Raw genomic sequence first — 16322 nt, 5'->3', positions numbered from 1 at the left:
AAACCTGTTGACTATGGAAGATATATTAAAAACATGCCTGCACCAAAAACATCTCGACTTGGGAGCCAAAATGATGCCATTCGGCGGATTCGACATGCCCATCGAATATACGACAATCATCGAAGAGCATAATGCCGTACGCCATGCCGCCGGAATATTCGACGTTTCTCACATGGGCGAAATTCTCATCACAGGCCCCGATAGCGAGCGATACATCAATCATATTTTCACCAACGATATTCGAAATGCCGAAATCGGTAAAATCTTTTACGGCATGATGCTGTATCCCGAAGGTGGAACGGTAGACGACTTGCTGGTTTACAAAATGGGAGAAGAGCGATTTTTCTTGGTAGTAAATGCATCGAACATTGCAAAAGATTTCCAATGGATTGTGGAACATAGCACCGGATATGATCTGAAAATAGAAAATTTGTCGGACTATTACGGAGAAGTTGCCGTACAAGGACCTCACGCCGAAGCCTGCATAGAAAAACTTCTGAACCTCGATGTGAAAGACCTGCTTTTCTATACCTGCAAAGAAATGAAATACGAGAACGAAACGATAATCGTATCGCGCACCGGATATACGGGAGAAGACGGCTTCGAACTATACGGTAGCCACGATTTCATCAATCGGGTATGGGATATATTGGTGGATTCCAAACAAGTTCTTCCCTGTGGATTAGGTTGCCGCGACACGCTGCGGTTCGAAGTAGGTCTTCCCTTGTATGGACATGAGCTCGAAAAAGACATTACTCCCATCGAAGCCGGGTTAGGTATGTTCGTAAAACTCGACAAGGAAGAATTCATCGGCAAAGAGGCCATCATTTTGCAAAAAGCAGAAGGCATAAAAAGAAAAATCGTAGGTATCGAATTAGCAGACAAAGCCATTCCGCGTAGCGGCTACGAAGTTTATGCCGATGGAAAAGTCATCGGACACGTCACCACGGGTTACAATTCAATCTCTACCGGGAAAAGTGTATGTATGGCTCTCATCGACAGTGCGCACGCCGCATTGGGGACCGAAGTGGAGATACACATTCGCAAAAAATTTTTCAAAGGAACGGTTGTTAAGAAACGCTTCTACGAAAAAAATTATAAAAAATGATTTATTGACAACTTAAAAACAAATAATTATGAGTACAGTATTAGACGGACTTTATTACTCCGAATCACACGAATGGTTAAAAGTAGAAGGCGAATTTGGATATATCGGTATCACAGATTATGCACAACATCAATTAGGTAATGTCGTTTACGTCGATCTTCCCGAAGTGGACGACGAACTGAATCAAGGAGAAGAGTTCGGTGCAGTCGAAAGCGTAAAGGCCGCCAGCGACCTGTTATCGCCCATCAGCGGTATCGTCGTGGAGATTAACGATAAACTGGAAGACGAGCCCGAATTATTGAACGAAGATGCTTTCGGGAACTGGATTTGCAAAGTTAAAATCAACGATAAGTCCGAACTGGACAGTCTGATGAATGCCGAAGCCTACAAAGCCATTTGCGAATAATCGACGGAGGAACACATCATGTACAAATATTTCCCGCATACCGAAGCCGATATTTCCGAAATGCTGGGGAAGATAGGGTTATCGTCTCTCGATGAGCTTTATGCCGAGATTCCCGAAAACATTCGCTTCGACAAAGATTATGATTTGAAAAAATCGATGTCCGAAGATGAAGTCAGAAACTACTTTCGGGAATTAGGAAAGACGAACAAAAAACTCATTCCCTTTGCCGGAGGCGGCGCTTACGACCATTATGCCCCTGCGGTTATCGGCCAACTTATCTCCCGTTCGGAATACCTCACGGCCTATACTCCCTATCAGCCCGAAATTTCTCAGGGAACACTACAATATATATTCGAGTTTCAAAGCATGATATGCGAGCTGACCGGTATGGAATGTTGCAATGCTTCCATGTACGACGGAGCTACGGCCGCAGCCGAAGCCATGCTCATGTCGATTGCCCATGCCAAGAAACGCAATAAAGTCATTGTTTCCCAAACACTGAATCCCAGAGTCATCGAGGTTATCGAAACCTACGCCCGTTTCCACGGGGTAAATCTGGAAATGATTCCCGAAAAAGAAGGTGTCACCGACAAAGCCGTCATGGAGAAACTGCTCGAAGCCGACGATGTGGCCGGTGTTATTGCAAGTACCCCGAACCGCTATGGAATCATCGAAGACTTTTCCGGATTCGCCGACAATGCTCATGCACACAAAGCGTTGTTTATCGTCTATGCCGACCCCTCGGCTATGGCCGTGCTGAAAACGCCCGGCGAATGGGGAGCCGACATCGCTTGCGGCGATGGACAGACATTGGGGATGCCTTTGAATTTCGGAGGCCCTTATGTCGGTTATCTCGCAGCCACCCGCGATTTAGTACGGAAATTACCAGGACGTATCGTCGGAGCCACAACCGATGTGGACGGTAAACGGGCGTTTGTACTTACCTTACAGGCAAGGGAACAACATATTCGTCGCCAAAAGGCGAACAGCAACATTTGTTCCAACCAATCCCTTATGGCTCTGTATGTAACGATATACATGGCTCTAATGGGAAAACAAGGAATGAAGGAAGTCAATGAGAAATCCTATGCGGGAGCGCACTACCTGTGCGACAAATTGCTGGAAACGGGTAAATTTTCGCTCTGTTTCGACAAGCCGTTCTTAAAAGAGTTTGCCGTAAAAACGACCTTGAATCGGGACACACTCCTGAAACATCTCGAAGAAAAAGGCTTCTTGGCCGGTATTCCTGTCAAGGGAACCGACGACGCTCTCCTATTCTGCGTGACCGAAAAACGCACCCGGGAAGAAATAGACAATCTGGTATCATTAATCGAAAAGGAGGGATAAGCCATGAAATACTACGATAAGCTGATTTTTGAAATTTCAAAGCCGGGACGCATAGGGTATTCCCTGCAACAATCCGACTTCGGAAACTATTCCTTAGCCGACCTCCCGCAATCTTTGCGCAGAGAGACGGAGGCCAAACTCCCCGAAGCGAGCGAACTTGATGTCGTGCGTCATTATACCAATGTCTCCAATAAAAATTTCGGAGTTGAAACCGGGTTCTATCCATTGGGTTCTTGTACGATGAAATACAATCCCAAAATCAATGAGGAAATGGCTTCTATGGAATCGTTCACGGCATTGCACCCATTACAATCCGAGAATTCCATACAAGGGGCTTTACGTCTTTATTACGAATTGGCTCATGCTCTATCCGAGATTTCAGGTCTGGCAGAATTTACACTAAATCCATTTGCCGGAGCCCACGGTGAATTGACCGGTCTAATGTTGATGAGACAATACCACATCAAGCGAGGAGACTTGAAGCGCACCAAAGTAATCGTCCCCGACAGTGCCCACGGTACAAATCCCGCCAGTGCGGCAGTGTGTGGATTGGAGATTGTCGAAGTTCCTTCCACGCCCGAAGGTACGATAGATGTCACGAAACTCGAACCGTTGCTCGACGATACGATAGCCGGTATCATGATGACCAACCCCAACACATTGGGTATTTTCGAGAAAGAGATACCCCAAATTGCCGAATTGGTACATGGTTGCGGAGGCCTGCTCTACTACGACGGAGCGAACCTCAATCCCTTGTTGGGACGTTGCCGTCCCGGCGACATGGGTTTCGACATTATGCACATCAATTTGCATAAAACCTTTTCCACCCCTCACGGAGGAGGCGGTCCCGGCAGTGGTCCCGTAGGTGTTTCCCCTGCACTCGTCGATTATTTGCCCCGCCCAAGAATCGTTAAAAAAGGCGATAAATACTCCATCGAAGGAGGAAACGACAGTATGGGACGCATTTCGGGATTCTTCGGGAACTTCGGAGTGATGATGAGAGCATACGCCTATATCCTGTCACTGGGAAAAGAACAGATAAAACACGTGGGAGAGTTAGCGACATTAAATGCGAACTACGTAAAAGAATCGCTGAAAGACTGTTACTATCTGCCCATCGAAGGCATCTGTAAACATGAATTCGTATTCGACGGATTACTCGACAAGTCCACAGGAGTGACTACATTGGACATCGCCAAACGACTGCTCGACTACGGCTACCATGCGCCCACGATCTATTTCCCCTTGTTGTTCCATCAGTCGATTATGATCGAACCGACCGAAACGGAATCGAAAGAGACTCTCGACGAGTTCATAGAGGTGATGCGCACGGTCGCCCACGAAGCGATCGAAAACCCCGATTTGGTAAAAAGCGCGCCCCACTCCACTCCGGTGAGAAGGCTCGACGAAACCACAGCGGCGAAAAATCCGATTTTACGATTCAAAGATTTACAAAAACAATCATAATATTCAACTATCGGAGACCGAGAAAGAGACAAACCTCTTTCTCCTCTCCGATTTTTTATAAAATTCAAGTATGAACAGCGATGTCATCATCATCGGAGCCGGCCCCGGAGGTTACGAAACAGCCGTATATGCAGCGAAAAAGGGGCTGAGTGTAACCTTGTTCGAACAGCGGAAAGCAGGGGGAACCTGCCTCCACGAAGGCTGTATTCCTACAAAATGCCTTTGCCGTAGCGCCGAAATAGCCGATACAATAACCGATTGCGATACATGGGGATTCCATGTTTCTGCCCCGACGATCGATTTCCGACGTATCATGGAACGGAAAAACGAAGTTGTCGCCCAACTGACATCGGGCATAGAATTTCTATTGAAGCACAAACTTATCACCTACATTCCCGAACGTGCCGAACTGTTCGATGCACATACGGTAATATCGGAATCGGGTAAGAAATATACCGCCGAACACATACTCATCGCTACCGGCTCGACAGCCAAAAGACCTCCGATCGAAGGTTGTGACCTACCCGGCGTACTCACTTCGACCGAAATGCTCGACATCGACCATATCCCCCAAAAACTGTGTATCATTGGAGCCGGAGTCATCGGGCTCGAATTCGCCTCCATCTTCCGTAGTTTCGGCAGCACGGTCACCATGCTCGAATACGCCAAAGAAATTCTTCCCAACTTCGACAGCGACATCAGTAAGCGTCTGAAACAAGTACTATCCAAACGGGGTATCGAATTTTACAACCAAGCTGCCGTCGAATCGATTGAACGAAGCGGAGCACAACTGCTCGTGCACTACACCCACAAAGGTAAAGAATGCTCCACCGAGGCCGACATCGTCCTGATTGCCGTAGGTCGAAGCCCAAGAGTAGAGAGTATAGGGCTGGATAATGCCGGTGTACGATATTCGCCCAAAGGAATCGAAACCGACGATACGCTCCGAACCAATATCCCCGGGATCTATGCCATAGGAGATGTAAACGGTCATTGCATGCTTGCCCACGCCGCATCTTTTCAAGGCCGCAAAGTAATCGACCACATTCTCGGTATCGACAAGAGAATAAAGCTCGATACCATTCCTGCGGCTGTCTTCACTCGTCCAGAAGCCGGTATGGTGGGACTCACCGAGGAGGAATGCAAACAACGCGGCATACCGTTCACGGCTAAAAAAACTTTGTTCCGAGCCAATGGAAAAGCCATCAGTATGGGAGAACCTGACGGTCTGTGCAAACTCATAACCGATGAAAACGGAAAAATCATTGGAGCACATATATTCGGAGCTCATGCAGCCGATTTAGTGCAGGAAGTATCTGCCCTCATGAACAGAGAAACGACCGTAGCCCAATTAAAAGAAATGATACATGCACACCCCACCCTTTCGGAAATTCTGCAAGAGTGTGCCCGGGAATTCTAAACACCATCTATCATAAAGAAAGGCTTCCCGTAACGCAGGAAGCCTTTCTTTATATTTAATCAAACTCAATCTTACTTCATTACTTTGGCAATCGTATTACCGGCCTTTACGATATAGACTCCGGAAGCGGACAACGAAAACTCATTGTCGCCTTCGCCCCCCTCATAAGAAGCAACCAATACACCAGCCATATTATATACACTCACCGTTTCCGGTTTATCCAATACGACGTGCAACTTGTCGTGTATAAAGATCTTTTCTCTGCTGGCCTTCAATCCCTCAACAGCGCTGGATTCACCAACGAAAATAATTTCGGACGGATCTGAGTTGTCATTAACATTTCCGGTTTGCATATTTACATCAAGAGCTATCACAGCATATGCAAACTCATCGACAACACCTTCTGTCTCGATATCTTTTTCTATGGTAAAGAAAGTGGCAGAAGTCTCGGGAGTTCGTCGATAATCATACACCTCCATAAATTCAGTACCCGCAGTGAGATCTCGCGATACCAAAAAAGTCTTTAATTTCACATCGCCTGTATTCTGCATTGCCCCAACAGTATACAAATAAAATCCGGCAGACTCGCTTGACGGCACTTCTACCTCATACATAGCATCCAAAGTCGACTCTTCGAAAGGAATTGTTCCCAATGACATAGATTGATCATTCCCATCAGCATCTATATAGTAATAGCCAATCCCTATTTTATCACCCACAGCACCTTCGGCCGTGATACCGAAATAAACAGTTTCATTTTCACCCTCACCGCTAAGATCCATCTCCCGAGTTTGCAATTCAGTCTGCCCCTTAGAAGAAGTTTGAGGGAATATAATAGACTGATCCCCTATCTTTCCATACAAAAGAATCCAGTTCCGACGGTAGGTATAGCCATCAAGATAATTGGTAAACTCCTCCGGAGCAGCTTCTGCAAAATAAAAATCCTCATACAAGGAAATATAATCAACATCTTGCGTAGTCGTAAAATGCCTGTAAGTTTGTACCGAATAATAATTCGCCCCGGAAACCGTGTTCCAGTTCGCTACAAATCCGACATCCGATACATTCGTTGCAGGTAGAGCTTCCGGTGCTGTCAATGCTGCAATCTGTGCATCTTTTTTCATCAGATGTTTTCGATTCTCTTTTACAAAATCAAATTTCAAGGCAGAAGCCGGTTTGGAGATAGCTCTGTTCATCATAGGCATATCCACCTTTTCCATCGACATGCACTCCGCAGGAACTGCATCACTCAACACAAATGGCGACCGAGCCAGCCCTGCACTTACCGATAAAGCCGCAAAGGCCACACAAAAAGTAAATTTTTTCACACTGTTTTCTTTAAAATTATTACTTCCTTTGAATAAACTCTTTACAAATATAATAATATTAAAGAACTAGTACAACTTTATAATAAAAAATATATATTTATATTCAATAAAAACAAAATAAGTCGAGGGGCATAAGGATTCTTGAAATCCTAATTCTTCTTATACAACGAATAACATACGTCTCTCACCAGCTATTCATATACATCGACAACACCTATTAAATATCAACAAAGGAATAAAGAAAAACGAAAGGGTTTAAAAAAGGAAAGGTTGTCTCACGACAACCAATCTTCATTAACCTTAAATCTAATACTATGAAAAACACATTGCAAATGTATGAATTTTCTAATACGACAGCAAGTTTTTACTTCAAAAAGATTCAACAGCTAACATTATTTAGTTGTTGAATAAATATTTTTAGTAAAATTCATTCAATGAAAAATATTTTATTTCTATAATTTACTCCTGTTTGAAAAATATAAATCACCCCAATTATTATCGCAAAGAAATAACTATCTTCGTGGAGAAAAAGAAAAAAGGAATGATAGACCAAGCAACCATCGATAGAATTATGGCCGCTACCGATATCGTAGAGGTAGTATCAGACTTCGTAAGTCTACGTAAGAGAGGTGCTAATTATTGGGGGTTGTGTCCGTTTCATGATGATAAAACCCCTTCGTTCAGCGTATCTCAATCCAAAGGTGTTTGTAAATGTTTCAGTTGCGGCAAAGGAGGTAGTGCGATCCATTTCATTATGGAACATGAGCAACTATCGTATTACGAAGCACTGAAATATTTAGCGAAAAAATACAATATCGAAATTCATGAGAAAGAGTTGACCGATGAGGAAAAACAGAAAAGAAGCGACCGCGAAAGTATGTTTATCATCAACGCTTTCGCTCAAAATTTTTTCAGTAAATCGCTATTAGAAACCGAAGAGGGACGCACTGTGGGGTTAGCCTATTTCAGAGAAAGAGGCTTTAATGAAGATATTATTCGAAAATTCGGATTGGGCTACTCTCCTGAAAAGCGAGATGCACTTGCACAAGAAGCTAAGAAACAAGGTTACAAAACCGATTATTTACTAAAAACAGGGCTTTGCCGTGAAGGTCAAAACAACCGTATTTACGACCTGTTTGCCGGAAGAGTGATGTTCCCAGTATATAGTGTGTCGGGGAAAGTCGTCGCATTCGGAGGCCGAATACTCAAATCGGGTGTAAAAATCAGTAAATATTTCAATTCTCCCGAATCGGACATTTATCACAAGAGTAATGAACTATACGGTATTTTCCAAGCTAAACGAGCTATCGAAAAAGAGAAATGTTGTTATCTGGTAGAAGGATATACCGACGTATTATCCATGCATCAATCCGGCATTGAAAATGTCGTAGCATCCTCAGGAACTGCATTGACTCCCGGACAAATACGATTGATACATCGATTTACCGAAAACATCACAGTTCTATACGACGGTGATGCTCCGGGCATAAAAGCGTCACTGCGAGGTATAGACCTGATACTTCAAGAGGGACTTAACATCAAGGTAGTCTTACTTCCCGATGGCGAAGACCCCGACTCTTTCTCCAAAAGCCAAAGTGCCGAATCATTTACCCAATATATAAAATCACATGAAACGGATTTTATCCGATTCAAAACTCAATTACTATTGGAAGATGCCGGAGAAGACCCTATAAAACGAGCCGGTATCATTTCGAATATCGTACAAAGCATTTCGCTTATACCCGATACCATTGTAAGATCGGTTTACGTGCAAGAATGCAGTCGGTTATTACAAATCGACGAACAAGTCCTTTTATTCGAATTGAACAAAATGCGACAACAACGGGCAGAACAACAATCTACCCGAGACCGATATCAATCTTCCCAATCGCAGACGGTGAGACCGGCTGTTATTCAGGACTCTTTTGGAAATAATATATCTGTAAATCAAGTCTCCGACGCAGAGGGTGCAACACCTGCCTCATCAGAAATACCGGAAACAGATAAAAATATCCCCCTCCCTACCCCTACCTCTTTATCGTCAAAAAGAGAAAATAGATCACCCTTAGATAAATATGAACGAGAATTAATCCGTTACGTCGTACGATATGGTTACCGTGATTTATTCGAAACGGCCACGGGTACTTGGCAAAAAGTATGGGAGTATATTGTCGAAGAACTCGCGATCGATAATATCGCATTCAGCAACCCTCTCTATAAACATATTATAGAACTGGCTTCCCAACAGCGCGAACACGTTGCGCAGCAAGTCTCTTCTTTGCGACAAGAGCTATTGCCGAAAGTCCAAGACCAAATAAATGAGATAATCGAACAAATTCGTTTAGAAAACGGCGATATTACCGACAAACAAAGAAAGGAGGCCGAAGCACGAGAAAATATAACCGAGCAAATGAAAGAAGAGTTACAAACCTTCGAAAGCAATTTTCTCGAACGTTATTTTACGACCTACCCCGACACTCAAATAAGTTTATTAGCCGTAGATTTAGTCAGCGATAAATACCAGTTGAGTAAAGTACACACCAAGTATCAAAAAGTAGAGACCGAATCCGATAGACTATGGGAACTCATTCCACGAGCTATCTATGAATTAAAAAATGCTATTCTCGAACAGACGATCAAACAAATACAGGAAAAAATAAAAGAAGCCACACAAAATAAAGATAATGAAAAGATAATCGAACTAATGGAACAGAATGTAGAATTAAATCAATTGAGAACCACTTTGGCCAAACAAATAGGAGATCGCATTATTTCGCCCCAATAATATATACAATTCAATATTTATTTATCGAGAAACAATAAAATTTTATCATTTTTATTGTATAATTAAAATTTTATATATTCCTTTGTTCCGTCAATAACACACCTATTATTCAAATTAAAGCTATGTATTACCTCGAAGCCAACCACATTGTTAAACAATATGCTTCTCATCGGGCTCTCGACAATGTTACCGTACATGTTCCCGAAAACGGCATTTACGGACTATTAGGCCCCAATGGAGCCGGGAAAACAACGTTAATCCGTATTATCAACCAAATTACAGCACCCGATGAAGGCGAAGTTTTAATAAAAGGGCGTCCTTTACACCCCTCAGATGTGGAACACATCGGTTACCTACCCGAAGAACGTGGACTCTACAAAAAGATGAAGGTAGGAGAACAGATTTTATACTTGGCTCAATTGAAAGGATTATCGAAAAACGATGCCAAAGAAGGCATGAAATATTGGCTGAACAAATTCGACATAAAAGGTTGGGAAAAGAAAAAAATAGAAGAGCTCTCAAAAGGTATGCAACAGAAGATACAATTTATCACTACCGTTATGCATAACCCCAAACTACTGATTTTTGACGAGCCGTTCAGTGGTTTCGACCCCGTCAATGCCAATCTGCTGAAACAAGAAATTCTCGAAATGAGAGACAAAGGCGCTACGATCATATTCTCTACCCACAATATGGGATCTGTCGAAGAGCTCTGTGACGAGATCAGCCTCATCAATCGTTCGCATGTTGTCTTACAAGGCGAAATAAACAGTATTCGCGAACAGCACAAAAAACATCTCTTCAAAATCGAAGTACAACAAGGGAATCTGCAAAGCAACGATCTATATGAAATATTGGAGACAAAAGAACGACACGCCAATTTTACATATACACTGCGCAAACGAAATGCCCAAATGAGCAACAACGAACTCATCTCCCTGCTCACGCAACAATGCCAGTTATCGGGATTTGAAGAGATTCTGCCCACCATGAACGAAATTTTTATTGAAACCGTGGGAGAATCGGCTCTCAAAGAAAATACAAACATCAAGTAAATCTGTATATTATGAGTAAAATATCTCTTATTATAGAACGCGAATATCTGACTCGCGTCCAAAAAAAATCGTTCATCTTAATGACGATACTCTCACCGATTGTCATGGTCGCCTTGATATTCGCACCTATTTGGCTCGCACAACTATCGAGCGATGAAGTCAGACAAATAGCCATTATAGACCAAACCGGTCTTTACAAGAATATTTACGAAAACTCCGAAGAATACCAATTCACCTATACGCAGGGAATACTCAACCCGGTGGAAATGCGTGCCGAAGAATCCCAACCCTATGCTTATGTCATCATCAAAGATAATCTGTTGAACAATCCCAAAGGTATGACCATCTACTCTCAAAAACAAATAACGAACAGCTGTGAGTCGATGATCACGTCGCAAATGGAAGAGTTTTTGAAAAACGAGAAATTATTGTCATATAATATTCCTAATATCAAACAAATCATAGACGATTCCGACATAAACCTACATGTCGACACTATACGCTTGGAAGAAGACGGCGCCGAAACACAAACCTCATCAGAAATGGTCATGGTTATCGGTATGGCCATGACATTGATTATATATATGTTTCTCATGCTCTACGGAGGCCAAGTCATGTCAAGTGTCATGCAGGAAAAAACCAACCGAATTGTGGAAGTAATGGTTTCATCGGTAAAACCTTTTGAGCTGATGATCGGCAAAATCACCAGTATCGGACTGGTAGGCCTCACCCAACTGGGCATTTGGATTCTTTTTATCATCGGGATATTTTTGTCTGTGGGAGCGATTTTCTCTTTTAGCGGTGGTATGGATACGGCCAATATCGAAAACATGACCGCCGTCGCAGGGAGCATGAACGGTGTAGATGCAGCTCAACTCACAGGGAAAATGGGAGCCATGCAAGAAATCCAAAACATGCTGGGAAGTATCAATCTCACCCAGTTGCTCATATGTTTCGTATTATTCTTTATCGGAGGTTATATTCTGTATGCTTCCTTATTCGCAGCCATAGGATCGGCAGTCGACAATGAGTCGGATACGCAACAATTTATGGTTCCCATTACCTTTATTATCATCTTCGCCCTATATGCAGGCATATTCAGTGCCGAGAATCCCGACGGACCGTTAGCCATGTGGTGTTCGATGATACCGTTTACCTCCCCCATCGTAATGATGGTAAGAATCCCCTTTGGGGTATCTACATGGGAGTTGATAGTATCGATGATTATTCTCTACGGTTCTGCCATTGGACTGGCGTGGGTAGCCGGAAGAATATACCGGGTGGGAATACTCATGTATGGCAAAAAGCCCAGCTACAAAGAAATGATAAAGTGGATACGTTATAAGGCATAAAAACCATTATGAAAAACTCTCGATACCTCATTCTTGTCTTTTGTGGGCTATTACTATTTTCCTGTACCGGTAATAAATATATTGTGGAAAGAACCCCAAAACACAACAATCCGGTCGATGAAATATCGTGGCTGAAAAAACGGAAAAAAGAATTCGAGAAAAGAGAATGCCAAATAACTCTTTATGAAAAAGACGGGAAAAACTACTACGCCGTTTTTGCGACTACTCCCGGAGCGTTCGACAAAAACACGACCGTCGTTTACGACCAAGAAGGTAACATTTGTTTAAAATTCGGAGGACTGATGCCTCCGCCCAAACGAGAAGCCGTAAAAAAGTTTTTTGAAAATGCAGAAAACAAAGGTACTATTTGGGAATGTAAACAACGACATAAAAAGGAGTAAAACCTCTATTCAGCTTTCATAAATTACACACGATAATTCTGGCAGTGGCTCGGGAGAGTCTCTGCCTTTCTTTTTTTGTATTAAAAAAATAATTCATTATTTTTTCAACACAAATTCATCGGCATCTTTCCAAACCGGGAACTTTTCCCGAAAAGACTTTAATTTAGATAAATCCAATTCTACATTTACAACTTGTGGCACAAACGGTTCTGATTCTGCGATAACTTCGCCTTTAACCCCTATTGCCATCGTATCTCCTCTATAAACCATCGATGTTTCGTCTTGCCCGATTCTGTTCACGCCACAAACATAAGCCGCATTTTCGATAGCCCGGGCTATTAACAAATTTCTCCAAGCATACGAACGGGATTGAGGCCAATTTGCCACAAATAACAGCAAATCATATTCATTCCCTACATTTCTACACCAAACGGGAAAACGCAAATCATAACAAACGAGCAAACAAATATTCCAGCCTCTATAATTTACTATAAGTTTTTCCGACCCTGAGACAAAATGACGACCTTCTTCTCCCATTCGGAATAAATGTCTCTTATCATAATAGTGTTCCGATCCATCGGGCTCGATAAAAAATCCCCTATTAAAACAAACATTACCAGCCCGAGCAATAAAACTACCAGCTATCGCCACATTATAATTTCGAGACCATTTCTTTACCTCGGTAATAGTTTCTCCATCGATACACTCTGCCAAATCTTCCACACGCATGGAAAAACCGGTCGTAAACATCTCGGGAAAAACCACCAAATCGCAGTCTCCCGTTATATGGGAAAGGATTGCGGCATACTTGTCTAAATTAGCTCTTTTATCCTCCCAAACAATATCGGTCTGTATCAACGAAACTCTCAAAACATCACCCATACTACTGAAACTAAAAAAGGGCAGAATAAACGAATTCTGCCCCTTATATGAATACTACAATCCGGTAACAAAATTTTCGGGTCGTCGTGCATGAAAACTTTTATAATAAGACTTTATCATGCGCATGTCTTTTTCCACATCTCCCGTCGGCATAAAAACTTTCTTTATGCCCACCTCCTTATCCTTATAATCGATATAGGCCAATACAATAGGAACCTCGGCATCTCTCGCTATATAATAAAAGCCTTTCTTCCAATCGGCATTCGCCTTACGGGTAGCCTCCGGGGTTATCGCTATGGAAAAACGCTTTCGAGATTTGAAAATCTCAACAAGTTGCGACACCATATCGGTACGCCTATCCCTACTTACAGGAACCCCGCCCATCGACGTCAAAAGACTTCCCAAAGGAGGGAAAAACCACTCTTTTTTCATCATGAATCCAGCGTAACGGCCGATAGAAAGATAAGCCAATTTCCCTATGAAAAAGTCCCAATTACTGGTATGGGGAGCCACACAGATAACACACTTCGGATAATCGGGGACATCAACCTCCACCGTCCACCCGAAAAGTCTTAATATAAAAGAGCTGATTGCCCTCTTCATATTATTTATCAAGCATTTAGAGACGCCAAATCTTCAAAAATCTCATCTATTGCTTTATCGAAGTCAGCACGGAGCTTTCGGTAATAAACTTTTACTTTCTTGGGATCTTTATCTCCATTAGCCCCTACTCGACATAAAAAATCATCTTGGATACCGATAATCTTTCCCATCAATGCATCTACCTTTTCGGCATCAGTACCCGGTATAAGATATTTATTACACAGACATTCCGATAACAATTCTCCGGCAACGTAATTAATCTCTTTCTTCAAAGTTCTTTTATTAGCCATAACTTTTTCTTTTTAAGTTTGTCAGACAAATATAATCCTATTTCTCGAAGTTTCCCAAAAAGATTCTCTTTTTTACCTAAGAAATATACAATCTCAATTCACTAAATATGACAAATCGCACGATTCTAAAAAACATTTTTTATCACTGAGTTACAAAATATTTGTTGTAACTTTGTTCGCTCTATTGCAAAACAATAGTATAATATTATTATAGTAATCATGGAAAAGCAACTTATACCTGATTATATATTTGAAGTAAGTTGGGAGGTTTGCAATAAAGTGGGCGGCATATATACCGTTCTTTCCACAAAAGCAAGAACGCTCCAAAAACTATATAAAGATAGAATTATTTTCATAGGACCGGATATCTGGGGAGATAAACCGTGTCCCTATTTTATCAGATCCAAAACTCTTCTGAAAGACTGGCATAAACAAGCCTCTTTACCCCAAAATATGAAAGTAAAGATAGGTCGGTGGGATATACCGGGCAGACCTATCGTCATATTAGTCGATTTCAAATCATTATATCCTTATAAAAACGATTTATATGGTGAAATGTGGAACCGGTATGGGGTAAACTCTTTACCAGCTTACGGAGACTATGACGAATCGTGTATATTCTCCTATGCGTCGGCTGTGGTTATCGAAAGTTTTTACAAGTTCATACAGGGTGAAAAATTTAAGGTCGTCGCCCATTTCGACGAATGGACCACAGGTATGGGACTACTTCACGTAAAGTACACTTTACCGCAAATCGCGACGCTTTTCACAACTCATGCGACATCTATCGGTCGTTCTATTGCAGGAAATGGGAAACCTCTATATGACTATTTAGCCGGTTACAACGGAGATCAGATGGCCGAAGAGTTGAACATGGTATCGAAACACTCCTTAGAAAAAAGTGCAGCCCACGAAGCAGATTGTTTCACAACAGTAAGCGACATTACGGCAAAAGAATGTTCTCAATTACTAGAACGAACACCCGACATCGTCACCCCGAATGGATTTGAGAGGGATTTTGTTCCGGCGGAAGAATCATACTCAACAAAACGTAACCTATCCCGTAAACGGTTATGTGATATTGTCGAAGCATTGACAGGGGAGCGACCGAAAAAAAATGCTTTCTTGATCGCCACATCGGGACGTTACGAATATAAAAACAAAGGGATAGACCTCTTTATCGATGCGGTTAAAAGAGTCTCAAAAAGTCCTGATTTAGAAAGAGAAATAGTAGCGTTTATTTTAGTCCCGGCTTGGGTGGAAGGTCCGAGAATTGACTTACAAAATAGGCTTCAATCCGCTACCTATGAGGCAACGCCCCTTCCCGCTCCCTTCATCACCCACACGCTTCACAATTACGATCAAGACAGTGTGGTTAATCAGATACATTATTTAAATTTAGATAACGAAGCTGGAAGCCGATTGAAAGTTATCTTCCTGCCGTCCTACCTCACCGGAAAAGACGGAATTGCCAACCTTTCGTACTACGATTTGTTAATAGGATTAGATGCTACGGCTTTTCCATCATATTACGAACCGTGGGGATATACACCTTTGGAAAGCATTGCGTTCGGAATACCCACGATCACTACCGATTTATCAGGGTTCGGGCAATGGATAAACAGCCGAAAGGAACAGGGTTTAGAGAAATCGGGTGTAAAAGTTTTGCATCGGGGAGATTTGAATTTTGTAGAAGTATCGGAAGATTTAGCCGACTCTATCCTCGCCCTCAGCCACTGCGGGAAAGCTCAACGAGCAAAAATAGGCCAAGCGGCCACAAACGTTTCACTTGAAGCCGAATGGAAACATTTTATAGAATATTATACACAAGCATTCCACTTGGCTCTGAAAAAAGCAGCATTACGAAAATAATAAACT

Annotated in this window: 14 protein-coding genes; 10 read left to right on the top strand and 4 right to left on the bottom strand. The window is 42.4% G+C overall.

Annotated elements, in window-relative coordinates; all coding sequences use genetic code 11:
• The first annotated feature begins 13 nt into the window (after nt 1–13).
• The 5 genes from gcvT to lpdA all read left to right on the top strand — a co-directional run bounded on the left by gcvT (nt 14) and on the right by lpdA (nt 5748).
• The gene (gcvT, locus tag QVD32_RS02315) at nt 14–1108 is read left to right on the top strand and encodes a glycine cleavage system aminomethyltransferase GcvT (protein WP_021891200.1); all 1095 of its coding nucleotides are present in this window, start codon (nt 14–16) and stop codon (nt 1106–1108) included.
• A 28-nt stretch (nt 1109–1136) separates the two neighbouring features.
• Nucleotides 1137–1514, top strand: coding sequence for a glycine cleavage system protein GcvH (gcvH, locus tag QVD32_RS02310; RefSeq protein WP_021891199.1), 378 nt, complete (start codon nt 1137–1139; stop codon nt 1512–1514).
• 18 nt (nt 1515–1532) lie between these two features.
• Nucleotides 1533–2861: an aminomethyl-transferring glycine dehydrogenase subunit GcvPA gene (gene gcvPA / locus QVD32_RS02305; RefSeq protein ID WP_021891198.1), complete on the top strand. Its 1329-nt coding sequence runs from the start codon at nt 1533–1535 to the stop codon at nt 2859–2861.
• Between the two features lie 3 nt (nt 2862–2864).
• Nucleotides 2865–4328, top strand: coding sequence for an aminomethyl-transferring glycine dehydrogenase subunit GcvPB (gene gcvPB / locus QVD32_RS02300; protein ID WP_118687214.1), 1464 nt, complete (start codon nt 2865–2867; stop codon nt 4326–4328).
• Between the two features lie 70 nt (nt 4329–4398).
• Entirely contained in the window at nt 4399–5748 is a 1350-nt protein-coding gene (gene lpdA, locus QVD32_RS02295; protein ID WP_118687215.1) for a dihydrolipoyl dehydrogenase, read from the top strand.
• A gap of 71 nt (nt 5749–5819) precedes the next feature.
• Here lpdA and QVD32_RS02290 read toward each other — a convergent pair whose 3' ends face one another.
• Nucleotides 5820–7076, bottom strand: coding sequence for a T9SS type A sorting domain-containing protein (locus QVD32_RS02290; RefSeq protein ID WP_147401590.1), 1257 nt, complete (start codon nt 7074–7076; stop codon nt 5820–5822).
• Between the two features lie 541 nt (nt 7077–7617).
• Between QVD32_RS02290 and dnaG the strand changes: the two genes are divergently transcribed.
• From dnaG to QVD32_RS02270, 4 genes are all read left to right on the top strand, one after another.
• Nucleotides 7618–9861 (top strand): DNA primase, encoded by a 2244-nt coding sequence (dnaG, locus tag QVD32_RS02285; RefSeq protein ID WP_394368836.1) that lies wholly within the window; start codon nt 7618–7620, stop codon nt 9859–9861.
• Between the two features lie 122 nt (nt 9862–9983).
• A complete protein-coding gene (locus QVD32_RS02280; RefSeq protein WP_046414160.1) occupies nt 9984–10916 on the top strand; it encodes an ABC transporter ATP-binding protein in 933 nt (310 codons plus the stop codon).
• An 11-nt stretch (nt 10917–10927) separates the two neighbouring features.
• Nucleotides 10928–12268, top strand: coding sequence for an ABC transporter permease (locus QVD32_RS02275; RefSeq protein ID WP_118687218.1), 1341 nt, complete (start codon nt 10928–10930; stop codon nt 12266–12268).
• A gap of 83 nt (nt 12269–12351) precedes the next feature.
• On the top strand, nt 12352–12669 hold the full coding sequence (locus QVD32_RS02270) for a hypothetical protein (RefSeq protein ID WP_147401591.1): 318 nt from the start codon (nt 12352–12354) through the stop codon (nt 12667–12669).
• Between the two features lie 96 nt (nt 12670–12765).
• Here QVD32_RS02270 and QVD32_RS02265 read toward each other — a convergent pair whose 3' ends face one another.
• The 3 genes from QVD32_RS02265 to QVD32_RS02255 are packed head-to-tail and all read right to left on the bottom strand — an operon-like array spanning nt 12766 to nt 14444.
• Complete coding sequence (locus QVD32_RS02265; RefSeq protein ID WP_021891189.1) at nt 12766–13551, bottom strand: amidohydrolase; 786 nt, start codon at nt 13549–13551, stop codon at nt 12766–12768.
• Between the two features lie 54 nt (nt 13552–13605).
• Nucleotides 13606–14154 carry a lysophospholipid acyltransferase family protein gene (locus tag QVD32_RS02260; protein WP_118687220.1) on the bottom strand — a complete coding sequence of 183 codons (549 nt, stop codon included), beginning with the start codon at nt 14152–14154 and terminating at the stop codon, nt 13606–13608.
• A gap of 8 nt (nt 14155–14162) precedes the next feature.
• A complete protein-coding gene (locus QVD32_RS02255; protein WP_021891187.1) occupies nt 14163–14444 on the bottom strand; it encodes a hypothetical protein in 282 nt (93 codons plus the stop codon).
• Between the two features lie 219 nt (nt 14445–14663).
• Here QVD32_RS02255 and QVD32_RS02250 point away from each other — a divergent pair, with 219 nt between their 5' ends.
• A complete protein-coding gene (locus QVD32_RS02250; RefSeq protein ID WP_021891186.1) occupies nt 14664–16316 on the top strand; it encodes a glycosyltransferase in 1653 nt (550 codons plus the stop codon).
• Nucleotides 16317–16322: the final 6 nt, after the last annotated feature.

Origin of the sequence: Barnesiella sp. (genome assembly GCF_022723415.1) — a bacterium.
Taxonomy (GTDB): domain Bacteria; phylum Bacteroidota; class Bacteroidia; order Bacteroidales; family Barnesiellaceae; genus Barnesiella; species Barnesiella intestinihominis.
Note: the sequence above shows the minus strand (reverse complement) of the source record. Positions and strands in the feature narration are given on the sequence as shown.